General features: G+C 70.8%; 24 protein-coding genes. 12 read left to right on the top strand and 12 right to left on the bottom strand.

Going from position 1 to position 25,364, the window contains the following annotated elements; all coding sequences use genetic code 11:
- Nucleotides 1-9 precede the first annotated feature (9 nt).
- Together BLQ91_RS27560 and BLQ91_RS27565 are read right to left on the bottom strand one after the other, a co-directional pair.
- Entirely contained in the window at nucleotides 10-768 is a 759-nt protein-coding gene (locus tag BLQ91_RS27560) for an iron-containing redox enzyme family protein (RefSeq protein WP_143022839.1), read from the bottom strand.
- Nucleotides 768-1,835, bottom strand: coding sequence for a carboxylate-amine ligase (locus BLQ91_RS27565; protein WP_090101279.1), 1,068 nt, complete (start codon nucleotides 1,833-1,835; stop codon nucleotides 768-770). The genes BLQ91_RS27560 and BLQ91_RS27565 overlap by 1 nt, the downstream gene beginning before the upstream one ends.
- A 49-nt stretch (nucleotides 1,836-1,884) precedes the next feature.
- Here BLQ91_RS27565 and BLQ91_RS27570 point away from each other — a divergent pair, with 49 nt between their 5' ends.
- The gene (locus BLQ91_RS27570) at nucleotides 1,885-2,808 is read left to right on the top strand and encodes a DNA topoisomerase IB (protein WP_090101281.1); all 924 of its coding nucleotides are present in this window, start codon (nucleotides 1,885-1,887) and stop codon (nucleotides 2,806-2,808) included.
- On the opposite strand, the gene BLQ91_RS27575 is transcribed toward BLQ91_RS27570, so the two are convergent.
- The 3 genes from BLQ91_RS27575 to BLQ91_RS27585 are packed head-to-tail and all read right to left on the bottom strand — an operon-like array spanning nucleotide 2,795 to nucleotide 4,456.
- On the bottom strand, nucleotides 2,795-3,217 hold the full coding sequence (locus tag BLQ91_RS27575; protein WP_176959981.1) for a DUF4383 domain-containing protein: 423 nt from the start codon (nucleotides 3,215-3,217) through the stop codon (nucleotides 2,795-2,797). The genes BLQ91_RS27570 and BLQ91_RS27575 overlap by 14 nt on opposite strands.
- A gap of 42 nt (nucleotides 3,218-3,259) precedes the next feature.
- The gene (locus tag BLQ91_RS27580; protein WP_090101286.1) at nucleotides 3,260-3,979 is read right to left on the bottom strand and encodes a SigB/SigF/SigG family RNA polymerase sigma factor; all 720 of its coding nucleotides are present in this window, start codon (nucleotides 3,977-3,979) and stop codon (nucleotides 3,260-3,262) included.
- A gap of 12 nt (nucleotides 3,980-3,991) precedes the next feature.
- The gene (locus tag BLQ91_RS27585) at nucleotides 3,992-4,456 is read right to left on the bottom strand and encodes an SRPBCC family protein (RefSeq protein WP_090101288.1); all 465 of its coding nucleotides are present in this window, start codon (nucleotides 4,454-4,456) and stop codon (nucleotides 3,992-3,994) included.
- 221 nt (nucleotides 4,457-4,677) lie between these two features.
- Here BLQ91_RS27585 and BLQ91_RS27590 point away from each other — a divergent pair, with 221 nt between their 5' ends.
- The 7 genes from BLQ91_RS27590 to BLQ91_RS27620 all read left to right on the top strand — a co-directional run bounded on the left by BLQ91_RS27590 (nucleotide 4,678) and on the right by BLQ91_RS27620 (nucleotide 11,743).
- Nucleotides 4,678-5,454: an ABC transporter ATP-binding protein gene (locus BLQ91_RS27590; RefSeq protein ID WP_425412556.1), complete on the top strand. Its 777-nt coding sequence runs from the start codon at nucleotides 4,678-4,680 to the stop codon at nucleotides 5,452-5,454.
- Nucleotides 5,451-6,230 carry an ABC transporter ATP-binding protein gene (locus BLQ91_RS27595; protein WP_090101292.1) on the top strand — a complete coding sequence of 260 codons (780 nt, stop codon included), beginning with the start codon at nucleotides 5,451-5,453 and terminating at the stop codon, nucleotides 6,228-6,230. Before BLQ91_RS27590 ends, BLQ91_RS27595 begins: the two co-directional genes overlap by 4 nt.
- Nucleotides 6,227-8,077, top strand: a complete 1,851-nt coding sequence (locus BLQ91_RS27600; protein WP_090101293.1) for an AMP-dependent synthetase/ligase — start codon at nucleotides 6,227-6,229, stop codon at nucleotides 8,075-8,077. Before BLQ91_RS27595 ends, BLQ91_RS27600 begins: the two co-directional genes overlap by 4 nt.
- Nucleotides 8,070-8,957 (top strand): branched-chain amino acid ABC transporter permease, encoded by an 888-nt coding sequence (locus BLQ91_RS27605; RefSeq protein ID WP_090101295.1) that lies wholly within the window; start codon nucleotides 8,070-8,072, stop codon nucleotides 8,955-8,957. Before BLQ91_RS27600 ends, BLQ91_RS27605 begins: the two co-directional genes overlap by 8 nt.
- Entirely contained in the window at nucleotides 8,954-10,054 is a 1,101-nt protein-coding gene (locus tag BLQ91_RS27610; RefSeq protein ID WP_090101297.1) for a branched-chain amino acid ABC transporter permease, read from the top strand. The genes BLQ91_RS27605 and BLQ91_RS27610 overlap by 4 nt, the downstream gene beginning before the upstream one ends.
- Before the next feature lie 13 nt (nucleotides 10,055-10,067).
- The gene (locus BLQ91_RS27615; RefSeq protein WP_090101299.1) at nucleotides 10,068-11,354 is read left to right on the top strand and encodes an ABC transporter substrate-binding protein; all 1,287 of its coding nucleotides are present in this window, start codon (nucleotides 10,068-10,070) and stop codon (nucleotides 11,352-11,354) included.
- Between the two features lie 125 nt (nucleotides 11,355-11,479).
- Entirely contained in the window at nucleotides 11,480-11,743 is a 264-nt protein-coding gene (locus BLQ91_RS27620) for a hypothetical protein (protein WP_143022840.1), read from the top strand.
- On the opposite strand, the gene BLQ91_RS27625 is transcribed toward BLQ91_RS27620, so the two are convergent.
- From BLQ91_RS27625 to BLQ91_RS27645, 5 genes are all read right to left on the bottom strand, one after another.
- Entirely contained in the window at nucleotides 11,732-12,634 is a 903-nt protein-coding gene (locus BLQ91_RS27625) for an alpha/beta hydrolase (RefSeq protein WP_090101303.1), read from the bottom strand. The two genes, BLQ91_RS27620 and BLQ91_RS27625, sit on opposite strands and share 12 nt — an antisense overlap.
- On the bottom strand, nucleotides 12,634-12,939 hold the full coding sequence (locus BLQ91_RS27630; RefSeq protein ID WP_090101305.1) for a putative quinol monooxygenase: 306 nt from the start codon (nucleotides 12,937-12,939) through the stop codon (nucleotides 12,634-12,636). Before BLQ91_RS27630 ends, BLQ91_RS27625 begins: the two co-directional genes overlap by 1 nt.
- Nucleotides 12,940-13,053: 114 nt before the next feature.
- Nucleotides 13,054-14,007, bottom strand: a complete 954-nt coding sequence (locus tag BLQ91_RS27635; RefSeq protein WP_090101307.1) for a TolB-like translocation protein — start codon at nucleotides 14,005-14,007, stop codon at nucleotides 13,054-13,056.
- Nucleotides 13,992-15,209, bottom strand: a complete 1,218-nt coding sequence (locus tag BLQ91_RS27640) for an MFS transporter (protein ID WP_090101309.1) — start codon at nucleotides 15,207-15,209, stop codon at nucleotides 13,992-13,994. Before BLQ91_RS27640 ends, BLQ91_RS27635 begins: the two co-directional genes overlap by 16 nt.
- A 19-nt stretch (nucleotides 15,210-15,228) precedes the next feature.
- Nucleotides 15,229-16,587 (bottom strand): CBM96 family carbohydrate-binding protein, encoded by a 1,359-nt coding sequence (locus tag BLQ91_RS27645; RefSeq protein WP_090101311.1) that lies wholly within the window; start codon nucleotides 16,585-16,587, stop codon nucleotides 15,229-15,231.
- Nucleotides 16,588-16,755: 168 nt separating this feature from the next.
- Here BLQ91_RS27645 and BLQ91_RS27650 point away from each other — a divergent pair, with 168 nt between their 5' ends.
- Nucleotides 16,756-17,334, top strand: coding sequence for a hypothetical protein (locus BLQ91_RS27650; RefSeq protein WP_090101313.1), 579 nt, complete (start codon nucleotides 16,756-16,758; stop codon nucleotides 17,332-17,334).
- Here BLQ91_RS27650 and BLQ91_RS27655 read toward each other — a convergent pair.
- On the bottom strand, nucleotides 17,297-18,283 hold the full coding sequence (locus BLQ91_RS27655) for a PHP domain-containing protein (protein ID WP_090101315.1): 987 nt from the start codon (nucleotides 18,281-18,283) through the stop codon (nucleotides 17,297-17,299). The two genes, BLQ91_RS27650 and BLQ91_RS27655, sit on opposite strands and share 38 nt — an antisense overlap.
- Before the next feature lie 73 nt (nucleotides 18,284-18,356).
- On the opposite strand from BLQ91_RS27655, the gene BLQ91_RS27660 reads away from it, so the two are divergent.
- Nucleotides 18,357-21,185: a helix-turn-helix transcriptional regulator gene (locus BLQ91_RS27660; protein WP_218130434.1), complete on the top strand. Its 2,829-nt coding sequence runs from the start codon at nucleotides 18,357-18,359 to the stop codon at nucleotides 21,183-21,185.
- 14 nt (nucleotides 21,186-21,199) lie between these two features.
- Here BLQ91_RS27660 and BLQ91_RS27665 read toward each other — a convergent pair whose 3' ends face one another.
- Nucleotides 21,200-22,147, bottom strand: a complete 948-nt coding sequence (locus BLQ91_RS27665; protein WP_218130435.1) for an MASE1 domain-containing protein — start codon at nucleotides 22,145-22,147, stop codon at nucleotides 21,200-21,202.
- A gap of 344 nt (nucleotides 22,148-22,491) precedes the next feature.
- Between BLQ91_RS27665 and BLQ91_RS27670 the strand changes: the two genes are divergently transcribed.
- The gene (locus tag BLQ91_RS27670) at nucleotides 22,492-23,136 is read left to right on the top strand and encodes a zinc-binding dehydrogenase (protein ID WP_143022841.1); all 645 of its coding nucleotides are present in this window, start codon (nucleotides 22,492-22,494) and stop codon (nucleotides 23,134-23,136) included.
- A 34-nt stretch (nucleotides 23,137-23,170) separates the two neighbouring features.
- Entirely contained in the window at nucleotides 23,171-25,309 is a 2,139-nt protein-coding gene (locus BLQ91_RS27675) for a molybdopterin oxidoreductase family protein (protein ID WP_090101323.1), read from the top strand.
- Nucleotides 25,310-25,364 lie beyond the last annotated feature (55 nt).

Here is a 25,364-nt window from a genome sequence, read left to right on the forward strand (position 1 = left end):
CACCCCACGTTAACAACGAGGCCCGGTGAGAGCGACCAACGCCCCCTCAGCGAGGGGGCGGCCTGCCCGCAGGGACGCGTGGACGTGCCGGGTCAGCCGGGCGTGCAGTTCGTGGCAGACGGTGAAGCCGAGGCGGACGTCCTCCGGCGGCCACTGCACGGGCAGCAGCTGCGCGAACGGGTCGCCGCCGATGGTGTCGACCGCGGTCAGGAAGCCGACCAGGGCTCCGACCAGGCGCTGGTGCAGGCCGAACAGCGACAGGGCGTTCACCAGGGCGAGGGTGGGGGCGGGCATCTCGTCGACGCCGGTGGACGGCGCGACGTCGCGCAGCGTCACCGTGAACAGCACCGAACGGGTGCGTTCGGAACGGGTGCCGTAGGCGTCGCCCTGGATGTCGCGCAGCACCGAGCGCATCTCGCGGCGCGGCTGCCAGAACGCGTGGTGCCGGCGCAGCTCCGCGCGGCCCTCGTCGGTCAGGGCGGCGGGGGTGGTCGTCCCGGTCAGCGTGCGCAGCGCCGACTCCCAGCGCTGCTCCAGCGCCGCGTGGAACTGGGCGAGCGCGGGGTGGTCCTCCCAGCCGGCGGCGACGTCGTCGAAGCCGCGCGTCCGCAGCTCGTAGCAGACCCACAGCGAGAGCTGCAGGTCGTCGTCCGCCCACGCGTCCCTGGTGCCGCCGCTGACGAGCAGAGCGGGCCGGGGCAGGGGTGGCCGGCGCAGCTCGGCGATGAGGGCGGAGCTCATGGGGCCGCGGGGAGCGGGGAGGCGCATCAGGTTTCCTCACGCGTTCGGGCGATCAGCAGGTCCACAAGGGACTCGGGGTCCGGGCAGCGCCGTTGTCGGGCGGCGCCGCAGCCGTTGTGGCGCAGCCAGTCGATTTGCCGCTCCACAGTAGACAGTGTGCCCCGATCGCGCAGCGCGGCCCCGACGTGCTCGACGAGTGACACCGCCCGGTCGAACGCGGGGGAGAGCTTGCCGGTGTGCGGATCGGCGGCCAGTCCGTCGACCCCGTCGCGCGACGCCCGCCAGCACGCTGCCCGCAGCACGGAGTCGTCCACCCGCCGTTCGGAGGGTTCCGTCACGACGAGGGCGCGGACCAGCTCCGCGAGGACCGGGACCTCCGCCGCCAGCTGGGGGATGTCGGCGACGCGCACCTCGACCGTCGGGTGTTCGGCGGACGGCCGGACGTCCCAGTACACCATCGCCCTGTCCACCAGCGCTTCCGAGTTGATCAACGCCTGGACGGTCCGGTCGTAGTGGTCGGGCCCGTCCCAGTGCGGCGGCGGTCCGCTCACCGGCCACCGCGACCACACCATCGACCGCCAGCTCGCGTACCCGGTGTCCTCGCCGAGGTGGTACGGGGAGTTCGCGCTCAGCGCGAGCAACGTCGGCAGCCACGGGCGCAGCTTGTTCGACGCGGCGAGAGCTTCGGCCTTCGACGGGACACCGACGTGCACGTGCAGTCCGCACGCGCCTGTGCCGGCCACGAGACGGCGGTGGGAGTACTCGATCCGGTGATAGCGCGGATCATCCGATCCGGGAGGGGGCCCGGCCTCGCCGATCGGCGGCATGCCCGTCGCCACGAGCCGGCAGCCCGCGGCGTCGGCGGCGTCGACGAGCACCCGCCTGCCCTGCCGCACCTGCTCGTCGAGCTCCTCGAACGTGGACGTGACCCCGGTGGCCACCTCGATCTGGAACGGCGTCAGCTCGCCCTGGACGTCCAGGTCACCGGGCGCGCGGGCGATCTCCCGCACCCGCGGTGCCAGCGCCACCGGACGCCGCGACTCGGGATCGACGAGGAGGAACTCCTGTTCCACGCCGACCGTGTAGTAGTTCATCGGCGAGCGGGTACCCGCGTCTCGTGCTGATCAACCTCGGAGTGACCACATGAGACTGCGCCGCAGCGACCCGGCGGGGCAGGGCTGGACCCGCCGCCGCCAGGGCAAGGGTTTCCGCTATCTCGACGCGCAGGGCGGGCCCCTGGCCCCCGAGGACGTCGCACGGGTGAAAGGCCTGGTCATCCCGCCCGCGTGGCGCGAGGTGTGGATCTGCCCGCACCCGAGGGGGCACATCCAGGCCGTCGGCTACGACGACGCCGGACGCCGCCAGTACCTCTACCACGAGCAGTGGCGCGTCGCCCGCGACGCGGAGAAGTTCGACCGCGTCCTCGAGCTCGCGCCGAAGCTGAAGGGGTTCCGCGAGCAGATCGCGCGGGACATGAAGACGCGCGGGCGGCTGCGGTTGCTCGCCATCGCGCTGCGGATGCTCGACCTCGGCATCTTCCGCGTGGGCCACGAGCAGTACGTGGACGAGAACGGCACCCACGGCGTCGCCACCCTGCTCTGCGAGCACGTCAGCGTCCGGGGCACCCGCATCCACTTCCACTTCCCGGCCAAGTCCGGCGTCCAGGTCGACGAGGAGATCACCGACCCCGAGCTCGCCAGGGCGCTCAGGTCGCTGCTGCGGGGCAAGACGCCGGACTGCCGCGTCTTCGACATCACCGCCGACGACCTCAACGAGCGCTTCCGGGAGCTGGTCGGCGACGAGTTCAGCGTCAAGGACCTCCGCACCTGGCGCGCCACGGTGTTCGCCGCCCAGGCCTTCGCCGAGGTGCTGGCCGAGCGGGGCAGGCCGTCGCAGCGGGCCGTCAGCTCCGTGATGAAGGGGGTGTCCGAGCAACTGGGCAACACGGCGGCCGTGGTGAGGAAGTCCTACGTCGACCCGCGCCTGGTCGAGGCGTTCGAGCACGGCGAGGTCATCGGGCGGGGTGACCCGGAGCGGGCCGTCCACAAGCTGCTCAGGCAGACTTGACGGCGGCCCGGTCGCACTGGCGGCACCACACGGCGCCCTGCGCCGCCGCCAGCGCGGCGAAGCCGGAGAAGAGGTGCAGCGCGTTGCTGCCGGCGTTGACGTTCAGGAAGTTCACGACCTGGTCGTCGTAGCGGGCCATGCCGAACCCGAACAGCACCAGGTACAGCGTCGCCACGAGGAGCGCGGTGCCGCTCAACGCCTTGAGCCTCGGGAACGCGAACAGCAGGGCGGCGCCGGACACCAGGTGCAGGACGTTCTGCAACGGGTTCACGCGCAGGCCCAGGACCCAGGTGTCCGCCTCACCCGCGAAGTTCGAGAAGCCGGTGACGGCGAACCCGGCCAGCCCCCAGAGCACCAGCAGCGCACCGGTGCCGATCGCCAGCTTCTGGGGCCACCGCAGGCGGTTCATGACGTCAGTATCACCAGTACCGGGCATTCCCGCTCACTCGGTTCACTCCTCCGCCAGCAGGTCGTGCCGCAGCTGCTCCAGCGACTTCGTGAGCAGGCGCGACACGTGCATCTGGGAGATGCCGACGCGGCGGGCGATCTCGGTCTGGGTCAACCGGCCGAAGAACCTCAGGACCACGATGGTCCGTTCCCGCCGGGGAAGGCCCCGCAGCATGGGCTGCAGGGCCTCGTGGATCTCGACCCCCTCGAGGGCGGGGTCGTCGACGGTCGACCCCTCCAGCGAGTCGAGGGGCGCGAACGCGATGTTCTTCTCGATCCGCAGGCCCTCGTACACGTCGCTGATGGGCATCCCCAGGTGCCGGGCGATCTCGGAGGGGGTGGGGGAGCGCCCGGTGCGGTGCGACAGCTCGGCGGTGGCCCCGTCGATCGCGTCGCACAGTTCCTTCAACCTCCTCGGCACCCGGACCGCCCAGCACTGGTCGCGGAAGTGCCTGCGCACCTCGCCGGTGATCGTGGGCACGGCGTAGGACAGGAAGTCCGTCTGCCGGCCCACGTCGAACCGGTCGATCGCGTTGATCAGGCCCACTGCGGCGACCTGGGCCAGGTCCTCCATCGGCTCGCCGCGTTCGCTGAAGCGGCGGGCGATGTGCCGGGCGAGCGGCAGGTACTCGCGCACCAGCCGGTCCCGCAGCGCGTAGTAGCGCGGCGAGTCGCGGCTGGTGCGGGCGAGTTCCTCAAACGCCGCGAGCTGGTCTGGCGTCAACGCGCACCGCGATCAGACCTGGGGCGGTGGCGTCACGTCGCCACGCCACGCGCCGGTCTCGGTGCCGCGGTTCTCGATGAACTCCTTGAACCGCTTCAGATCTCCCTCGACCCGGTGGCCCACGACGCCGAGAGCGGCACCCGCCTTCTCGGTGAGGGTCTCCGGCTCGAACTCCATCTGGAGGTGGACGCGCGTCGTGTCGTTGTCGATGCGGTGGAAGGTGACCACACCCGCCTGCGACGGGCCTTCGACCGTGGTCCACGCGACCCGCTCGTCCGGGTGCTGCTCGGTGATCTCCGCGTCGAACTCGCGGACGACGCCACCGATCTTCGTGGTCCAGTGCGTCATCGTCGGCGTGATCTGGTCGATCTTCTCGACGCCGTCCATGAACGCCGGGAAGGATTCGAACTGGGTCCACTGGTTGTAAGCGGTGCTCACGGGCACGTGGACGTCCACCGACTTCTCAATGGTGGTCACGAAACCTCCTCCTTCGATGTCTGTCGACTGTGTCGAGAAGTGAGTACCCGTGTCACGCGCTGTTACACATCGGTGGCAAGTCCGAAGTGGACAGTCACGCAGAGTGTCAGACCCCTCGCGATCTGCGCATCACGAAATCACCCGTAGTGGTCACGCGGCCCTGTGATCCAAGTCTCATGAGCTGCATACTGCTCGGTATGTCAGGAGCCCCCTAGGAGGCGCTGGTGCTCGAGGCGAATAACCTTGAGGTTGTCTACGACGACGTGATGCTGGTGCTCCGGGGCGTGAGCCTGCAGGTGCCCCAGGGCAAGGTCGTCGCCCTGCTCGGAGCCAACGGAGCTGGGAAAACGACGTTGATGAGGGCCTTCAGCGGCCTCCTCGACGTGCACGACGGCAAGGTCACCAAGGGCTCGATCACGCTCGACGGTGAACCGATCCACCGCCTCTCACCGGCGAAGATCGCCGACAGGGGCGTCAAGCAGGCGCTCGAGGGACGCAGGATCCTGTCCGAGCTGACCGTCGAGGAGAACCTGAAGGTCGGTGGACACGCGCGGCCGAAGAACCTGAGGCAGAACCTGGACCGCTGCTACGAGCTGTTCCCGCGACTGCTCGAACGGCGAAGACAGAGCGCGGGCTACCTGTCCGGCGGTGAGCAGCAGATGCTCTCGATCGGCAGGGCGCTGATGTCCGAACCGTCCTACCTGCTGCTCGACGAACCCAGCCTCGGCCTCGCGCCGTTGCTCGTGCAGCAGATCCGCGACCTCATCGTGAAGATCAACGAACAGGGCACGACGGTCCTGCTGGTCGAGCAGAACGCCAGCATGGCGCTGTCCATCGCCGACCACGGCTACGTGCTGGAGACCGGCAAGGTCGTGATGGACAAGCCCGCCGCGGCGCTCCTCGCCGACGACGACATCCGCGAGTTCTACCTGGGACTCGGCACCTCCTCGTTCCGTGCGGTCAAGCACTACAAGCGCAGGAAGCGGTGGCTGTCATGAGCGTTCTCGAGGTCACCGACGTCCGGCTCGCGTTCGACGGGGTGGTGGCCGTCGACGGCGTGTCGTTCAGCGTCGAGGAGGGCGAGCTCTTCGCCGTCATCGGCCCGAACGGCGCCGGCAAGACGTCCATCTTCAACGTCCTGAGCGGCGTCTACCGGCCGCAGCAGGGCACCGTGCGGTTCCACGACCGGGAGCTGGTCGGCATGCGGCCCCACCGCATCGCCGCGCTGGGCATGGCCCGCACGTTCCAGAACATCGAGCTGTTCTCCCACCTCACCGTCGTCGACAACCTCATGCTCGGCCGCCACAACCACATGGGGTACGGCGCGCTGTCCGCGTTCTTCTGGCTCGGCAGGCCCCGCCGGGAGGAGCTGGAGAACAGGGCGGCCGTCGAGGACGTCATCGACTTCCTGGAACTGGAGCAGTGGCGCCGGTTCCCGGTCGGCCTGCTGCCCTACGGCGTGCAGAAGCGCGTCGAGCTGGGCAGGGCGCTCGCGATGCAGCCGAAGCTGCTCCTGCTGGACGAGCCGGTCGCGGGCATGAACGTCGAGGAGACCGAGGACATGGCCCGGTTCGTCCTCGACGTCCGCGAGGAGCTCGGCATCCCGATGATCATGGTGGAGCACGACATGGGCCTCGTGATGGACCTCGCCGACCGCGTGATGGTCATGGACTTCGGCCGCCCCATCCGCACCGGCACGCCGGCGGAGGTGCAGCAGGACCCCGACGTCATCCGCGCGTACCTCGGCGAGCAGCACAAGAGCGTGACGTCATGACCCGCTCCGGGACGACCACCACGGTCGTCACGCGGGTGAGGGACCGCGCCGAGCGCACGCCCGACAAGATCGCTTTGCGGGCCAAGGACCTCGGCATCTGGCAGGAGGTCAGCTGGTCCGGCTACTGGTCGAACGTCGAGCTGGTCGGGCACGCCCTGCTGGCCCTCGGTCTCCAGCCGGGGGACCGGGTCGCGATCCACTCCGAGAACCGGCGCGAATGGCTCTACGCCGACCTCGGCACCGTCGCCGCACGCGGCATCACGGTCGGGCTCTACCCCACGAACCCGGCGTCCGAGGTCGCGTACCTGCTGTCGCACTCCGGGGCGCGCATTCTCATCGCGGAGGACCAGGAACAGGTCGACAAGGCGTTGCTCGTGCTGGAGGACACGCCGGACCTCGAATGGATCGTCCACGTCGAACCGCGCGGCATCCGGGGGCGCTACGACAACCCGAAGCTGCTGGCCTGGGAGGACTTCCTGGCGCTCGGCGCGGCGCACCGCGACGAGTTCCCCGGGGAGCTCGCGCAGCGGATGGCGGAGACCGGGCCGGACGACGTCATGACGTTGATCTACACCTCCGGCACCACCGGGCCTCCCAAAGGCGCGATGCTCACCGTCGCGAACGTCGAGTTCGCCGTCCAGGTGCTGGTGGAGGGTGGCGGCTTCACCTCGCCTCCGCCGTCCCCCGCCGACGTCACGCTGTCCTACCTGCCGCTGTGCCACGTGGCCGAACGCATCTTCACCACGTGGTTCAGCGCGGCCAGCGGCGTGCAGGTCCACTTCGCCGAGTCGATCGAGACGGTGCAGGCGAACCTGCGCGAGGTGCAGCCGACGATCCTCTTCGGCGTGCCGCGCATCTGGGAGAAGGTGCTGGCGGGCGTCAAGATCGGCGTCTCCAGCGCGTCCTGGCTCAAGCGCTCGGTCACCCGGTTCTGGCTGGCCCGCGCCGAGTCCATCGGCGAGACGCTGGTGCGGACGGGCGGCAAGCACACCGCGGGCAGCAGAACGCTCTACGCGGTGGGCTGGCTGTTCTGCTTCCGCGCCCTGAAAGCCAGGATCGGCATGCGGCACGTCCGGTACGCGGCGTCCGGCGCCGCCCCGATCGCGCCGGACGTGCTGAAGTTCTTCATGGGCATCGGGGTGCCGATGCACGAGGTCTACGGCATGACCGAGAACACCGCCGTGGCGACGGGCAACAGGCCGGGGCGGGTCAAGGTCGGCACGGTCGGCGAGCCGCAGCCCGGCACCGAGCTGCGGCTCGACGAGGACACCGGCGAGATCCTCACCAGGCACGGCGGCACGTTCGCGGGCTACTGGCGCGATCCCGAGTCGACTCGACGGGTGCTGACCGACGGCTGGCTGCACACCGGTGACGTCGGCGAGTGGGTCGACGGCACGCACGTGAAGATCACCGACCGGATGAAGGACATCATCATCACCGCGGGCGGCAAGAACATCGCGCCGTCGGAGCTCGAGAACGCGCTGAAGACCTCCCCGTACATCAAGGAAGCCGTGGTGATCGGCGACCAGCGGGCGTACCTCGTGGCGTTGATCGGCATCGAGTACGAGACCGTCGGGCACTGGGCCCAGCAGCGCAAGATCCCCTACACCACCTACCGAGACCTTTCGGAGAAGGCGGAGGTCCAGGAGCTGGTGCAGAACGTCGTGACCGAGGTGAACGGCAGGTTCGCCCAGGTCGAGCAGATCAAGAAGTTCCGGATGTTCCCCAAGGAGCTCGACCACTCCGACGGCGAGCTCACGGCGACCCAGAAGGTCAAGAGATCGGCTCTGGGCAAGATGTTCGGCGATCTCGTGGACTCCATGTACGGAGGAGCGCCCCGTGGATGAGTTCCTCCAGTCGTTGATCCGCGGCCTCGGCAACGGGTCCATCTACTCGCTGCTCGCGCTCGGCTTCGTGATCATCTACAAGTCGACGCAGGTGATCAGCTTCGCGCAGCCGGCGTTCATGCTGGCCGGCGCGGTGCTGGTCTCGTACCTCGCGCCCGCGGTGTCGTTCTTCGGCGCGGTGCTCGTGGCCGCCGTGGTCATCGCCGTGCTGGCGCTGGGCGTCGAACGCACCGTGCTGCGGCCGATGGTCGGCAAACCGGTGTTCGTGGTCGCGATCATCACCATCGGCGTGGACGTCGTGGTCAGGGTCGTGACGAACGCGTTCATCGGGCTCGACGTGCGCCAGGTCGGCGACCCGTGGGGGCTGGACACGATCAGCTTCCTCGGCGCGGAGGTGCAGCAGCGGTACCTCGTGATGATCGCGACGACCGCGGTCGTGACGGCGGCGCTGTTCCTGTTCTTCCGGTACTCGCGGATCGGGCTCGCCATGCGGGCGGTCGCCTACGACCAGGAGGTCGCGCTGGCACAGGGGATCTCGGTCGGGTCGGTGTTCGCGCTGTCGTGGGCGCTGGCGGGCGGGCTCGCCGCGCTGGCCGGCGTGTTCGTGGCGACCGGCGCGGGCGTCGACCAGCAGCTGTGGATCGTGGCGCTCAAGGCGTTGCCCGCGATCATCCTCGGCGGCCTCGAGTCGCTCGGGGGCGCGGTGGTCGGCGGGCTCGCGGTCGGGGTCGTCGAGTCGCTCTTCGGCACCTACCAGGGTGACTTCGCGCCCTGGCTCGGACCGAACTTCGGCCTCGTCGCGCCGTACGCGTTGATGTTGCTCGTGTTGCTCGTCAGACCGTACGGGTTGTTCGGCAAGCGGGAGGTGGAACGACTGTGAAGGGTCGTCCGGAGCTCTACACCTCCTACGCGCAGGACATGGCGTTCCTGAACACGCGGCCCAAACGCGCGTGGACGGGAGGCCTGGTCGTCTTCGCCCTGCTGGTCCCCTTCCTCATCACCGACGACCTGCTGCAGCTGCTCGCGACCGCGTTCGTGGCGGCGATCGGGGCGATCGGGCTGAACATCGTGACGGGGTACGCGGGCCAGGTCTCCCTGGGCCACGCGTTCTTCCTCGCGATCGGCGCCTACACGGGTGCCGCGCTGTCCGGCTCGGAGACGGGCCGGGTCATCGGGTTCGGCATCACGTCGCTGCCGATCTGGCTGCTGGCCTCGGGGCTCGTGGCCGCGTTCTTCGGCGTGCTGGTGGCACCGGTGGCGGTGCGGTTGCGGGGCCTCTACCTCGCGATCGTGACGCTGGGCCTGGTCTTCCTGGGAGAGCACGTGTTCCGGGAGTGGACGTCGCTGACCGGCGGTCCCGGGGTCGGTCGTCCCGCCGCGGTGCCCGAGCTCTTCGGGGTGCGGCTGGACCGCGACAACGCGGTGTTCACGGCCGCGCAGCAGCTCTACCTCGTCATGTTCGTGCTGCTGGTGATCTTCGCCGTGCTGGCGCGCAACCTGGTCCGCTCGCGGGTGGGCCGGGCGTTCGCGGCGGTGCGGGACCGCGACCTGGCCGCGTCGGTGATCGGCGTGGACCTCACGAGGTACAAGGTGCTGGCGTTCGCGGTGTCCTCGTTCTACGCGGGTGTCGCGGGCGCGTTGCTGTTCGTGGTGAACGGGTTCTTCGACCCCGGCTCGTTCAACCTGCTGTTGTCGGTGCAGTACATCGCGATGGTGCTCATCGGCGGCGCGGGCACCATCTCCGGAGCGGTCATGGGCGCGCTCTTCATCACGCTGCTGCCACGCATCACCAGGGAACTGCCCGCGGTGCTGCCGTTCATCAGTGGTGACGCGACCGGCGCGTTCACGGTCTTCCAGTTGGAGGCCGTGCTCTACGGCGTGCTCATCATCGTGTTCCTCATCGTCGAGCCACGAGGTCTGTTCGGCATCTGGGTCCGCGTCCGCAACTACTGGCGCACCTGGCCGTTCTCGTACTGAGGAGAGAAATCCCATGTCTGGTAAGAGACTCGCGGTCGTCTTCGTCGGGGCGTTGCTGCTCGCCTCGTGCCGGGGCGGTGACGGGGCGGCGCCGCAGGAGGGCGCGGGCGGTGTGAAGGTCGACGCCGGCGTCACGTCCGAGGCGTGCCCCAACGCCGTCGACAAGTCCAAGGGCTGCATCTACCTGGGCACCATCTCGGACCTCACCGAGGGTCCGTTCAAGACGCTGGCGGTGCCGATCACCGACTCGCAGAAGGCGTTCTGGAAGCGCGTGAACGACAAGGGCGGCATCGGCGGCTACGAGGTCGACGTCACCAAGTACGTCAAGGACAACAAGTACAACCCTCAGATCCACAACCAGGTCTACCAGGAGATCAAGGGCAACGTCCTGGCGCTGACCCAGACCCTCGGCTCGCCCACGACCGCGGCGATCCTGCCGGACCTCGAGAGCACCCAGATGGTTTCGGTGCCGGCTTCGTGGACCTCGTTGTGGGGCTTCGAGGAGGTCGTGCTGGAGTCCGGCGCGAACTACTGCGTCGAGTCGATGAACACCGTCGACTACGCCGTCGACAAGATGGGCGTGAAGTCCGTCATGGCCGTGCACCTCGCCGGTGACTACGGCGACGACGCGGCGGCCGGGGCGAAGATCGCGGCCGAGAAGCGCGGGCTCACGTTCGAGAGCGTGACCACGCAGACCGGTCAGGACAACCAGGGCGGCGCCATCGACGCCGTGGTGTCGAAGAAGCCCGACCTGGTCGTGCTGACGACCGGCCCGACCGACGCCGCCGTGATCATCGGCCAGGCCGCCGCCCGCGGCTACAAGGGCAAGTTCATCGGCACCTCGCCGACGTGGAACCCCGGTCTGCTGAAGTCTCCGGCCGCGCCCGCGATCAAGGCGCTCTACCTGCAGTCCGCACCGTGGAAGGCGTGGAACACCGAGTCCGTCGGCCACACCGCGATGCGGGCGGCCCTGCCCGGTGTCACGCCCAACGACGGCTACACCGCCGGCTGGGTGTGGGCGTACCCGCTGAAGGCCGCCCTGGAGAAGGCCGTCCAGAACAAGGACCTGACGCGGGCCGGCGTGCTCGCGGCCGCGCGCCAGCTCACCTCCGTGGACTACGAGGGCATGCTTCCTTCGGGTGCGGGTAATTTCTCCGCTTCGCCCCAGGAAGGGACTTTCCGCCAGAGCCTCATCTACCGGCCGGACGACGCCGCTCCGACCGGAGTCTCGCTGGTGGAGGAGTTCTTCACCGGTCCGACGGCGAAGGACTTCAAGTTCGAGAAGCCCTGCTACCAATGAACCGAACGGGTGACACTCGACGCTGATGCCCGCGAACTCTGGCTAGTCTCGCTGTGAGCTGGTCGTAGGAGGTAGTAGCGGTGTTGTCGTGCGTCGAGGTCCGCCGATCCGCCGGAGGCCTCCGGTTGTTCGTCCGTCCCCTGGCCGCGTCGCGCTGGAGCGCGCGGCTGGGGTACGAACGGGTGTCGGAGCTGTTGGTCGCGATTCGCCGGGCCGAGTCGTGCACCGTGCCGGACGTGGCGTTGCGGTACGTGCCGGACCAGCGCACCGGTGAGGCGGAGCTGGAGTGCGAGACCGGGTCCGTCCTCCTGGACGCGGACGAGGTGTCGGCGTTGCACGACGCTCTCCGCGCCCACATGCCCGACCGGATGAGGCCCCTACCCGCCTAGCTTGCGCGCCAGCCACTCGGTGCGCGTGCGCCGTGCCGCCGCCGAAAGCCGGGCTTGCGGGTAGAGCGCGTCGAACCCGTGGAAGCCGCCCGCCCACGTGTGCAGCTCGGCGTCGCCGCCCGCCGCCCAGATCCGGGTGGCGTAGTCGACGTCCTCGTCGCGGAACACCTCGGCGGTCCCGGTGTCGACGTACGTCGGCGGCAGCCCGGACAGGTCGCGGGCCAGCGCCGGTGACACGTAGCCGGGCACGTCGGTGAGATCACCGAGCACCGAACGCCAGCCGAACTCGTTCATCTCCCGCGTCCAGACACCGGGCTCACCGGAGTACTGCGCGCTGGACGTGGTGGCGTTGCGGTGGTCGAGCATCGGGCAGATCAGCACCTGGGCGGCGATCTCCGGTCCGCCGAGGTCCCTCGCCATCAGCGTGATGCCCGCGGCCAGACCGCCACCGGCGCTGATACCCGCGACGACCACCTGGCCGATGCCGAGCGAGCCGGCGTTCTCGACCGTCCACACCAGACCGCGGTAGCAGTCGTCGACCAGCGTGGTGCCGGTCGCCTCGGGAGCGAGCCGGTGTTCCACGGTCACCACGACGACTCCCAGCTCCCGCAACCACTCCAGCGGGATGTCGATCTGCGAGAAGCGGTCGCCCATCACCATGCCGCCGCCGTGGATCCAGTAGACGCACGGCGCGGGTCCGTCGAGGTTCGCCGGCCGGAAGACGGTCAGCGCGATCTCGCCGAGGGCGACGTCGTGCCGTTCGGCGTCGGTCTCGAAGGGAGGCGACGGCATGCGGCGGATCTGGTGGACCAGTTCGGGAGTCAGCTCGGACGACAGCGGCATGCCGGCGAGCAGCGTGCGCAGTTCGGGGTCGAAGGCGGGCTTGGTCATCAGAACGCCGCCTTGCCGCCGACGGGAACCGCGTCGAGGTGGGCCGGTTCGCCGTCGAGCAACGCCCGGAGTTTCGCGACGAGAGCCTGGGCCTCCTCGCTCGCGAAGAACGTGCCGTGCGCCTCCGCCGTGGTCCAGCCCTCGGTCACGTGGACGACGTCGGGGTTCGTCGCCGAGCGGCCGACGAGGAAGACCACGCAGCCGTCGTCGGTCAGCGACGGGGCGTCGAGCAGGAGCTCGACGACCTCGTCGCCCTTGCCCGGCCGTGCCGTCATCGTGGCGTGGAAACCGTGTGCGACCTTCATCTGTTCCTGCCTCCGTGTGGTTCTGCCGTTCTGGCACTGAACCCATCAGATCAGCTTGAACAGGGGTGATGGCAGGTCGATGCTGGCGCGCTCTTGCCTGATCCTCTCGGCTCGCTAGGTGATCGGTGCCGGCGAACTGGCTTCTGGAACGAGCACCGCGGGGGCGCCTGAGCCGTCCGCGGGCACCGCCCACACGTCGTTGAGGCCGTCGTCGCGCTGGATGCCGTACGCCACGGTCCTGTCGTCGACCCAGGCCGGCTGGTCGTCGACGCTGCGGGTCTCGGCGAGCTCGGTGACCTTCCGCGTCGCGAGGTCGAGGACGGAGACGCGCCAGCCCTTCTGCGGATCGCCGTCCACCGCCTTCTTGTAGGCGATGCGCGTGCCGTCGGGGGACAGCGACGGGCACTCGACGTCGTCCAAGCCGAGCGGTTTCACCTTGCGCGCCGCGAAGTCGCCCTCCAGCAGGTAGCGGTGCCCGCCGGTGGACATGGTGGCGTAGAAGCGGTTGTCGTCCGAGGTGAACGTGACGCCCCAGTAGTTCGTGTCGACGGGGCGTTGCGGCATGCCCTCGACGGCGAACTCCTCCAGCGACGTGACCAGCGCGCCGGTCTTCGTGTCGAGGATGCCCGTGCTCGTGGAGAACCCGTTGGCGGCGTAGGAATGTCCGTCGACGAACAGCGTCCACGCCACCATCCGGCCGCTCGCCGACACGCGCGTGCGGTTGGGGAACCCGGTCAGCGGAACGGTCTTCAGCTCCTTGAGGTCGCTGTCCAGCACGGCCAGCTCGCCCGCCTTGAGCGCGCCGACCGGTCGCAGGCAGGAGATCGTGCCCGCGGCGGAGTACGCGCGGTCGCAACGCTGTTCGGTGACCTCGCGCGAGCCCGCCGGGTCGCTGCGGGACACGGTGGACAGCTTGCCGTTGCTGAGCACCATCAGCCGTGGCCCGGCACCGGCCGGAACCGACCGCGCGGCGTCCTCGGGAGCGGCACCGGACAGCGCGGTGTAGCCGGTGGCGACGCCGCCGAGCAGCACGGCCGCGGCCAGGGTGACGATCAGGCGTTTGTCCACTTGCGACCTCTTCGGAGCAGAACGGCGGTGGTGACCAGGGCGAGGACGACCGCGACCGCGGCGGCCCTGGTGGCGGTCTCGGGGCTCGTGAACTGCCAGGCGAGGCCGAACAGCACGGACGAGCCGAGGTACGCGAGGGCCTGTCCGCTCTGGATCAGCGCGATCCCGGTGGTGCGCAGGCGTTCCGGCAGGACCGGTCCGGCGAGTGCCATCAGGACGCCGTCGGTGGCGGCGTAGAAGACGCCGTAGAGCACCACGACCGCGACCAGCAGCGGCCAGCCGCCGATCGGCCCGTGCAGCAACAGGTAGACGAGCGTGAGCGCGCCGTAGCCGCACAGCATGACCTTGAGCCGGCCGATCCGGTCGGCGAGCGCGCCCAGGGGTGCGGCGAGCAGCAGGTAGACGAGGCTCGTGCCGACGGCGAGCAGCGGGAACCAGCCGAACGCGAGCCCTTCCCGCTTCTGCAGCAACAGGTAGACGAACCCGTCGCCGATCGTGACGAGGCCCAGCAGGGACGCGGCCAGCACGATCCTGCGCACCGCCGGGTCCTTCAGCAGAGCGGGCTTCAGCGGTTCCTTGCGCCGCAACGGCTCCGGACGGTCCCGCACGTAGAGCACGAGGACCAGCACGCCGAACGCGGCGATGCAGGAACTGGTGACGAACACGGCGTCGAACGACTGCGCCGACGCCGCGAGCACGGCCATCGCGACGAGCGGTCCGGCGAACGCGCCGATGCCGTCCATGGTCCGGTGCACGCCGAACGCCCGCCCGAGGTCGCCGCTGGGGGTGGACAGGGTGATCAGCGCGTCACGGGGTGCGGTGCGCAGGCCCTTGCCCGCGCGGTCCGCGGTGATGACGAGCCCCAGTGCGGTCAGCGAGTTCCCGGCGGCCAGCAGCCCGAGCTTGGCCACGGCCGAGAGGCCGTAGCCGAAGCCCGCGACCGCCTTGCGTCGCTGGGTCCGGTCGGCGAGGTAGCCGCCGGCGAGTCTCAGCAGCGTCGTGGCGCCGGTGTAGACGCCGTCGATCAGCCCGTACGCCGCCGGGCTGAGCTGGAGGCCGATCACCAGGTACAGCGGCAGGACCGCGGCCACCATCTCCGACGACACGTCGGTGATGAGGCTGACCGTGCCGAGCGCGAAGACGTTGCCGCTCAGCCCCTTCCAGTTCGCCGTCCTGGGTTTGTCGAGGGTGGACAGGTACACGCCGGCCTCCAGCAGTCCGTCAGTGGCAGTGGGTGGTGCCGCTGTCGGTGTAGGTCTTGCCCGCCTCGGGGACGAACTGCCAGTCGAAGCTGGTGTCGTGCAACGTGAACTTCAGGACGCCGCGGGTGCCGGTGTTGCGGGCCTCGCTGTTGGGCCTGATGGTGCCGAAGCCGTAGGCACCGGCGCCGCCCATGCCCGCGACGAACGACCGGATGCCGCGCGCGTTGTCCAGCCCGCCGCTCGGGTTCTGCGGGGCGAAGCGCTCGTACTGGTGGTTGTGGCCGAAGACGACGAGGTCGGCGTTGGCGTCGTACAGCGCCTGGAACAACGGCCTGGTGGCCGTCGAGGGCGCGTGGTTGGCCCCGCTGGTGAACAGCGGGTGGTGCCAGTACGCCGCGGTGCACGGCTTCGTGCTCGCCGCGAGGTCCTGCCGCAGCCACTGCTCCTGCGCGCTGCCCGCGGCCATGCTGATGTTGGAGTTCAGCGACACGATGTGCCAGTTGCCGAGGTCGTAGGAGTAGTAGCCCCGCCCGGACGGACCGGCCTGCGCCCCGAAGTAGTTGTAGTACCCCGTCGCGCCGCTGGTGTGGTAGTCGTGGTTGCCCGGTGAGGGCCTGGTGCGCGCTTTGTGGCGGCCCCAGGTGGGCTCGTAGTAGGTGCTGAACTGCGAGGCGGTGCCGTCCGGGTAGACGTTGTCGCCCGTCGTCCACACGGTGCCCTGGATGGTGTCCAGCAACGCGGCGGTGGCGGTGTCACCGGAGCCGGAGTCGGCGATGTCGCCCGCGCCGACCCAGACCGGGTCGCCGGGTGGCGGCGTCGTCCCGCTGGTGACCACGAGCTGCGGCGCGGTGGAGCCGCTCTCGCGCGAGTCGTAGTCGGCGCCGTCCGTGCTGCTCGACGTGACGCCGATGCTGAACGTGCCGTTGCCCGTGACGTAGCCGGTGACGTCGACCTCGTACCAGGCGTTGCGGACCACCTGCCCGAGCGAGCCGAGGGTGGCGCCGTCGATCGCCGGCTGGTTGTTCCAGGTGACCGCGGTCTCGGTCCAGCTGACGTTCGACATCGCCCGGAACGAGCCGCCGTTCGGGCTCTCCGAGCCGGAGACGTCGTCGGTGTGGATGCGCAGCTTCGCGTTGCTGACCGCGCCGCTGACCCCGGAGACGGTGAACTTGATGAACGACCGCTTGACCGGCGAGTTGTCGACGCCGAGCTGGCCGGACGTGCCGTGGTTCGTCCCGGTGGAGCCGTTGTCGACGTAGGTGTCGGCGGTGGGCGTGAACGTGGTCGTGGCGGCCTGGGCCGCGGTGGAGGCGGTGAGGGTGGCCGCTGTGACGATGACCGTGGAGAGCACGGCCAGGGGAGCCCTGCGACGTGACATGCCTGTCCTCGGTGTGGTGGGCGGACGTGGGCCGTCGGAAGGGTAGGGCTCAAATGAGCCCTGTGCGGTGATCGTGGGACGGCCACTGGGTGAACGGCCGGAAAATCCCCCTCAGGGGTGGTTGCGCGGCCGACGTATCCACCGGCCGCCTGGGCGCTCCGCACAGGTATGGGAGTCGAGGTCCACGACCCGCGCTGGCTCACCGCCGTGCCGGGAGCCGAGCTCGTGGTCGCGCTGGACGAGGTGGGTCCGCACGCCGCCGACGGGCACCGGGTCACGGTGCTGATCGACCTCGTGCCGGACAACGTGCCGCTGCTGCGCGGCCTGGCCTCCGAGGCCGTGGGCGAGGGTGCGCGCAAGGTCCGCGTGCGGCCGCACGGCGTCGACCGCGTCGACCTGGTCTACGCGGCCGTCGAACTGGGCCGCGTCGCCGAGGACGACGCCGTCGAGGTCCAGTTCGACGTCACGTCCGCCGCGTTGCTCAGAGCCGATCCCACGGCGTTCGTGCGGGCCGACCCGCTGGTGGTGAAGGCCGACGGGACGGTCGTGCCCATCTGCGCCGGGCTGGAGCGGTACGCGCTGGGCGCGCTGGGTTCGTTCGACTCGCTGGTGGCCGACTGGGACCCCGAACCCGTCCGGGACCTGTGCCGGGTCGCGCTGACCCGGGCGCTCGCCGACACCGGGCCGCTCGTGTCGTGGTACGAGCACCTCATCCGGACAGCAGACGAGATGCGGGCCTCGTGTTGATCACCGTCTCCGGCGTGACACCACACTCCTCGGCCCGTGCGCAGCCGTAGTTCAGCCAGTCGAGCTGGCCCGGCGCGTGCGCGTCGCTGTCGATCGAGAACGTGCAGCCGGCGTCCGCGGCGAGGCTCAGCAACCGGCGCGGGGGGTCGAGGCGTTCCGGCCGTGAGTTGATCTCGACCGCGGTGCCGTGCTCGGCGCAGGCCTCGAAGACCTGCTCCGCGTCGAACTGGGACTCCGGGCGGCCCTTGCCCACGACCAGCCGGCCCGTGCAGTGGCCGAGGATGTCGACGTGCGGGTTCTTGACCGCGTTGACCATCCTGCGGGTCATCTCGGCGCGCGGCATCTTCAGTTTCGAGTGGACGCTCGCGACCACGACGTCGAGCCGTGCCAGCAGGTCCTCGTCCTGGTCCAGCGAGCCGTCGTCGAGGATGTCGACCTCGATCCCGGTCAGGACCGTGAACGGCGCCAGCTCCGCGTTCAGCTCGGCGACGACCTCGAGCTGCTCCTCCAGGCGGTCCCGGCTCAGCCCGTTGGCGACGGTCAGCCGCGGCGAGTGGTCCGTCAGCACCATGAACTCGTGGCCGAGGTCGCGCGCGGCCTCGGCCATGTCCCTGATCGGGCTGCCGCCGTCGGACCAGTCGGAGTGCACGTGGCAGTCGCCCTTGAGCCTCGCGCGCATCTCCTCGCCGCCGGTGATGTCGACGTGCCGCAGCTTCGCGAGGTAGGCGGGCTCGCGGTCGGCGAGGGCGTCCAGCACGACCCCCGCCGTCGACTTGCCGACGCCCTTGAGGTCGGTGAGCGTGCCGAGCTTCGCCCGCTTCTCGACGTCGGCGGGGTCGAGACCGGCGAGGACGGCGGCCGCGTTGCGGAACGCCTGGACGCGGTAGGCCGGCTCGCCCGCCCGCTCGAGGTGGAAGGCCACCTGCTTCAACGCCTTGACCGGATCCATACCCCTTCCTACCCCATCAGGGTCGTGCACGCGCTGCACGCGATGGGCGGCGTCGCGGGCCACGCGCCGGGGTGTGGGTCGCGTCTCGCCTCCGGCGGTGGTCGGCCGTGGAAGACTTCGGGCAGACCACCGCCGGGAGGCCGTCATCGCCGACACCCTGCCGCGTGCCGCGACGCTCGTGGGCCGCGAACCCGAGTTGCGGGCCGTGCTCGACCTGGTCGAGCAGGCACCGGCGATCGGGCTCGTGCTCGTGCGGGTCAGCGGTGAGCCGGGGATCGGCAAGACGTCGTTGCTCGCCGAGATCGCGCGGCTGCTGCGGGAGCGCGGCTGCCCGGTGCTCGCGTCGGCGTCGGACGTGCTCGGCAGGCGGATCCCGTACGGGGCGGTGGCGGCGCTGGTGCGGTCGTTGCCGCCCGGTGGGCTCGGGGCGGAGGTCCTGGCCGGGCTGGAGATCACCGAGGACTCCGGGGCGTGGTTCGGGCGGGCCTGCGACCGGGTGGTGCGGCTGCTCACCGGACTCGCCGCCCCACGGCCCGCCGCGGTGCTGATCGACGACCTCGACCACGTCGACGACGACTCGCTCGCGTTGCTGGGGCTCGCGTTGAGGCGCGTGCCGGCGGCGCCGCTCGTGGTGGTGACCGCGAGCCGGTCGGCCGAGGACGGCCGGCTGGACCGCGTCGAGCAGCACGCCGAGGTGCTGCGCCTCGAACTGGCCCCGTTGTCGGGTGCGGACGTCGCCCGGATCGTCGAGGCCGTGCTCGAGACCCCGGTGGACGACGGGCTGGCGCGCGAGGTGCGGCAGCGCGCCGACGGGAACCCGTTCTTCGTCACGGAGATCGCCCGGTCGTTGCGCGAGCTGGACCTCGTGGCGGTCGTGGGGGACCGGGCCCGGCTCGCGGTGCCGCCGGACGCGATCCGGCTGACCCGGCGGGAGGCGTTGCTCAGGAGGGTCGCGCCGCTGGAGGGCGAGGTCCGCGTCGTCGCCCGTGCGGTGGCGGTGTTCCGGCGAGTGCGGCTCGACCAGATCTCCCTGCTGGCTCGCGTGGCGTCGTTGCCCGAGGAGACCGTGGTCGCCGCGTTCGACGAGTTGCTGCGCGTGCACATCGTGGTGCACGACGACGAGCGCGGTTATCGGTTCTCCCACGCTCTTGTCGGTGAGGCGCTCTACCAGGAGGTGGGTCCCGCGCAACGGCGGCACCTGCACTCGGTGATCTCCGCGCGGCTGCTGGACGACCGGGAACGGGGCCTGCCGGTCGACCTCCTGCAACTCGCCTGGCACCTCGCGGAGTCCGCCGTGCCCGGTGACCGGGTGGCGGTGGGCGTGCTGGCGGAGGCGGCCGCGCAGGCCCGCGGGTCCGCGCCGGAGACCGCGGCAGCGTTGTGCGCCAAGGCGCTGCGGCTGTTGCCGCGCACCGCGTCCGAGCGAGCCGGCCTGCTGGCCCTGCGGTGCCGGGTGCTGGCTCGGGCGTCACGGCCCGCGCAGGCCGTGGAACCGGGACTGGCCGCCCTGGAGTCGCTCCCGGACGGTTCGGAACGTGCGCGGGTCGCCACGGCGGTGATCGCGTCGCTGTTCTCGGTCGGACGGACCGGGGAAGCCATGGCGCTGGCGGACGTCGAGGTCGCGCGGGCCGGCGCGCCCGCGTCGTTGCAGGCCCTGCGCGCCGTGCTGCTCGTCCACAACGGCCGGCACGACGACGCCGTCCGCGAGATCGCCAGGGTCGAGGCGCTGCCGATCAGCTCACCGGCCGAGGGCGTGATCGTCTTCGAGCACCTCGCGATGCTGACGTCGCTGGTGTTCCGGCACGACGAGACGGTCGAGTTCGCGAACCGGGCGCTGGCGTGCAGCGACGGGCAGCCGGTGCTGGAGCTGCAGGCGCTGTCGGTGTGCGCCTCGACGACGGCGCTGGCGGGGCTGGTGCACGACGCGTCCTGGCGGTTGCGCCGGGCCGGGGAACTGGCCGAGCAGGTCGGGTCGCACGGCTTCCGCGCCGAACGGGTCGCGGCCCGCGTCGCGCTCGACTGGCTGGGCGGGCGGTGGGACGAGGCGCTGGACGGCATCGGGCGGTGGCGGCCCGACGTCGAGGCCGCGCAGGCCGACCAGGCGCTCGGGGTGCTGCAGGCGGTCGAGCTGTCGATCAGGACGTGGCGCGGTGAGCTCGACGTCGCCGCGCGGCTCGCGACGCTGCCCGCCCCGCGGTCGGTGAACATCTCGCGCCTGCACGCGGTGTCGCTCGCCGAGTACCTGATCGCGCGCGGTGAGGTCGACGAGGCGTGTGCGTTGCTGGAAGACAATGCGGGCGCACGGCTGGAGGCCGCCTACTCGTGCGTGCTGATCGCGCGGATGATCGAGGCCGACCTGGAGCGCGGGCAGCCGGAGGCCGCGGAGAAGGCGTGGGCGAGGCTGACCGAGGTGGCGCCCGCGAGGGTGTCGCCGTGGTCGCGCACCACCCTCCGCCGGATCGGCGGGATCGTGCGCCGGGACGGGGAGTCGTTGCGGGAGGCGGTGTCCGAGGCCGCGCAGGGCGGGCTGGTGTTCGAGGAGGCACGCGCCCGGCTCGCGCTGGGGGAGGTCTGCGACGACGAGGTGCCGGCGCTGGTCGAGGCGTACACGACGTTCCAGCGCCTCGGGGCGCACGGGCTGCGGCGCCGGGCGGGCAGCAGGCTGCGGGCGTTGGGCGCGAAGGTGCCCAGGGCGAGGTCGAAGGCGCCGGGGCTGCTCACCGAGGCCGAGGAGAACGTGGCACGGCTGGTGCAGCAGGGGATGCGCAACCGGGACATCGCGGCGGCGTTGCACTACAGCCCGCGCACGATCGAGGTGTACCTGTCGCGGATCTACGCGAAGCTGCACGTCTCCTCACGGCTGGAGCTCGCCCGCGTGCTGGACGGGATGCGGAGCCGCTGAACCCGGCCGCCGCGTCAGGCCGGTGGCACGAGCCGGCCGAGCCGCTCGCGCACACCTTCCTCCTGGTAGCGCGCCACGGTGTCGGCCAGCTGCTCGCACGCGTGCTCGACGGTCCGCCTGGCTTCGTCGCGCTCGCTGGTGATGGCGCTCAGGATCAGCCCGGTCAGCGCCACCGAGCCGTTGAACGCCTGCAGCACGATCATCGTGGTCGGCAGGTCGCCGGTGGCGAAGCTCCCCGCGGCGGCGGACATCACGGCGGCCAGGGAGATGATCACGGCGCACGGCGCGGCGATCGCGTGCTGGAACCGCAACGCCGCCCAGATCAGCATCGGGAACACCAGGAACAGCAGCCGCGACCCCGACGTCGTCACCCACGACGCGATCACGGCGGTGGCGGCGAGGAGTGCCGCGGCCTCGGCCATCCGGGCGGGCGGGACGCGCCAGTGCCGGGGCAGGATGAGCAGCAACGGCGTGAACACCAGCACGCCCATCGCGTCGCCGGTCCACCACACCGACACGACCGCCGGCACGTCGCTCCACGGGACGACGCCGCCGATCCCCAGCGCCGCCGTGCCGATCAGTGCGCTGATCAGCATCGCGCCCAGCGCACCCGCGAAGACGAGCAGCAGCGCGTCCTTCAGCCGGTCGAGCGCGGGGCGGAACCCGAACCGCGTCAGCAGGTACCACGCGAGCAGCGGGGCCGCCGTGTTGCCGGCCGTGACCAGCAGGGCCGGTGCGACGGGCGTGCCCAGGGTGAGGTTGGTGGCGAACGCGCCGAGGGTGATGCCGGGCCAGATCCGGCGACCGGACATCAGCAGCGCCGCCACGGCGATCCCCGTCGGCAGCCAGAGCGGGGTGACCTGACCCTCCACGAGGGCCAGGACCAGGCCGACCTGCGCGGTCGCGAAGTACGCGACCGCGACCGCGACGATGGTGACGGCGGTGCGAAGTGCGGCGCTCACCCACACATGCTCCACCCGTGCACCCGTGTTGGCCATACGCCTTCACAGGACGTACCCGCCCGGGCCCACTCCGCAGGTCGGTACGTTCGCCGGATGACCACGACCGGGTGAAGCCTGCTCGACGACGCACGCCGGGCCGTCCGGCCCCTGCTGGAGCGGGAGGTCGGCCGGTTCCCCGCCGCGTCGGCCTCGCGCTGGCGTACGTGCAGGAGTACGAATCGTCCGAACTGACCACTCTCGCGAACCTCGCCTTCGCCTACTACCGGTCTCCGAGCAGCGCCGGTTCTTAGCTGTTGTGGAACCCGCACTACAGCGCGTCCCGCCCAGCCGGTGAGGTGGACCGCATGCGCACAGCCGAGGCGGTCGACGAGGTCCGCGTGGAGGACGGGCGCCGCGTGCTGGTGGTCGCCGGCCGTCTCGCGCTGCCGGTCCCGGCGGGCGTCACCGACGCGCAGGCGCTGGCGCTGGCGAGAGCGGGCATCACGGCGTGGCACCTCCTGCGCACGTGCGCACATCTCAGGCCGGACGAGTCGATCGTCGTGCACGACGCCGCGAGCGAGATCGGTGCCATCGCGGTCCAGTTGGCGCGCAGTTTCGCCGCCGGACGGGTCGTCGCGACCGAGTCCACCCCCGCCGGCCGCGACCGGGCCTTGGAACTCGGCGCGGACGTCGCCGTCGACTCGGATCGGGACGGGCTGGCCGCGCGGGTGGTCGGGGCGAACGAGGGCGTCCAGGTCGACGTCGTGCTCGACCCGGGAGGTGCCCTCACGGCCTCGCTGGACGCGCTGGCGCCGTTCGGCAGGATCGTCTGCCACGGCGCCGACCAGGACGAATCCGTTGCCCTCACGGGTCTTCTCGGTGGTTCGCGAGCCGTCATCGGGTTCCGCTTCGAGCACGTCCTCGCTCGGCCGCACATGATCGCGCGAGCGGTGAGTGAGCTGTTCGGGTTGACCTCGGCCGGGCGGTTGCGCCCGGCGGCGGGCGACTAGTACTCGTTGGTAACAAGCTGACTTGAGGGGACGCATGAAGACGGTGTTCACGACCTGCCCGCTCTGCGAAGCGACCTGCGGGCTGGAGCTGACGGTCGAGGGCGACCGGATCACCAGGGTGCGCGGCGACCGCGAGGACGAGTTCAGCAAGGGCTTCCTCTGCCCCAAGGGCGCCTCCCTCGGCGCGCTCGACGCCGACCCCGACCGGCTCACCGTTCCGCTGGTCAAGCGCGACGGCGAGTTCCGGGAGGTCACGTGGGAGGAGGCGTTCGCCCACGTCGACGAACGCCTGAAGGACTTCCCGGACCGCGACACGGTCGCCCTGTACCTCGGCAACCCCGTCGTGCACTCGCTGGCGGGCGGCCTCTACGCCGGACCGCTGCGCAAGGCGCTGGGCAGCCGCAACGTCTTCACCGCGAGCACCGTCGACCAGATGCCCAAGCACGTCCAGGTCGGGCACATGTTCGGCGGCGTCTTCTCGATCCCCGTGCCGGACATCGACCGCACCGACTTCATGCTGGTGCTGGGCGCCGACCCGTTCTCGTCCAACGGCAGCCTGTGGACGGTGCCGGACGCGCCGGGCCGCTTCCGGGCGCTGCAGAAGCGCGGCGGCCGGTTCGTCGTCGTGGACCCGCGCCGCAGCCGCACCGCGCAGGCGGCCGACCAGCACGTGGTGATCCGGCCGGGCACGGACGTGTTCCTGCTGCTGGCGCTGGTCCACGAGCTGTTCGCGCAGGACCTCGTGGACCTGCGGGACCTGGCCGGGCACGTCACCGACCACACGGTGATCCGCGCGCACGTGGAGCCGTTCGGCCCGGACGCGGTCGCGGGACGCACCGGCGTCGACGCCGAGACGATCCGTGCGCTGGCACGGGAACTGGCGGGCGCGGACCGCGCCGTGGTCTACGGCCGCATCGGCACGACGACGATCGAGTTCGGCACGGTCGCGTCGTGGGCCGTCGACGTCCTCAACGTCCTGACCGGCAACCTCGACCGGCCCGGCGGCGCCATGTGGCCGCTGCCCGCGCACGGCGGGCGCGGACCCGGACGCGGCAAGGGGTTCACGACGGGGCGCTGGCACAGCCGGGTCAAGGGACACCCCGAGGTGATGGGGGAGTTCCCGGCCGTCACGCTGGCCGACGAGATCGAGACGCCCGGCGAGGGCCGGGTGCGGGCGCTGTTCACGATCGGTGGCAACCCCGCGCTGTCGTTGCCGAACTCCGCCCGCGTGAACGATGCCCTGTCCTCTTTGGACTTCATGGTCAGCGTCGACCCGTACCTCAACGAGACCACGCGGCACGCGGACGTCGTCCTGCCCACGCCTCCCCCGTCCCGCCGCGACCACTACGACATCGCGTTCCTCAACAACTCCACGCGCAACGTCGCGAAGTACTCGCGCGCGGCCATCCCGCTGGAGGAGGGCAGGGTCGACGAGACGGACATCTTCTTCCGGCTCGCGACCATCTTCAGCGGCCTCGGCCCGGCGGCCGACCTCGACGCGGTCGCCGCGTTCCAGCTGGCGGAGCTGAAGAAGAAGGCCGGCGCCGACTTCGAACCCGAGGGTGAGACGCGCGAGGAACGCCTGCTGGACCTCAAGCTCCGCACCGGCGCGTACGGCATTTCGCTGCGGCAGCTGCTCGACAACCCGCACGGCATCGACCTCGGCCCGCTCACCCCGCGGCTGCCCGAGATCCTGCGCACGCCGTCCGGCAAGGTCGAGCTGACGCCGAAGCCGATCGTGGACGACCTGCCGCGCGTGCTCACGGCCCTGCGGACGCCCGAGACCGAGATGGTCCTGGTCGGCCGCAGGCACCTGCGCAGCAACAACTCCTGGATGCACAACGTGCCCGCGCTGGTGAAGGGCAAGCCGTTGTGCACCTTGCTGGTGAACCCCGCCGACGCCGTCCGGATCGGTCTCGCCGACGGCGCCACCGCCCAGGTCACCTCGCGCGTCGGCAAGGTCGAGGTGCTGGTCGAGGTCACCGCCGACATCGCGCCCGGCGTCGTCTCGATGCCGCACGGCTGGGGCCACGACCAGCCCGGCACCCGGCTCACCGTCGCCCGCGAGCACGCCGGCGTGAACGTCAACCTCCTCACCGACGACCTGCGCATCGACCCGCTCTCGGGCACCGCCGTGCTGAACGGCACCCGCGTGCAGGTCGTGCCCGCCTGAAGTTCCCCGCCTGAAGTTCCCCTGCCTGAAGTTCCGCCGACACCAGCGCCTTCGA

The sequence above is a fragment of the Lentzea jiangxiensis genome, assembly GCF_900104175.1.
GTDB classification, from domain to species: Bacteria; Actinomycetota; Actinomycetes; order Mycobacteriales; family Pseudonocardiaceae; genus Lentzea; species Lentzea jiangxiensis.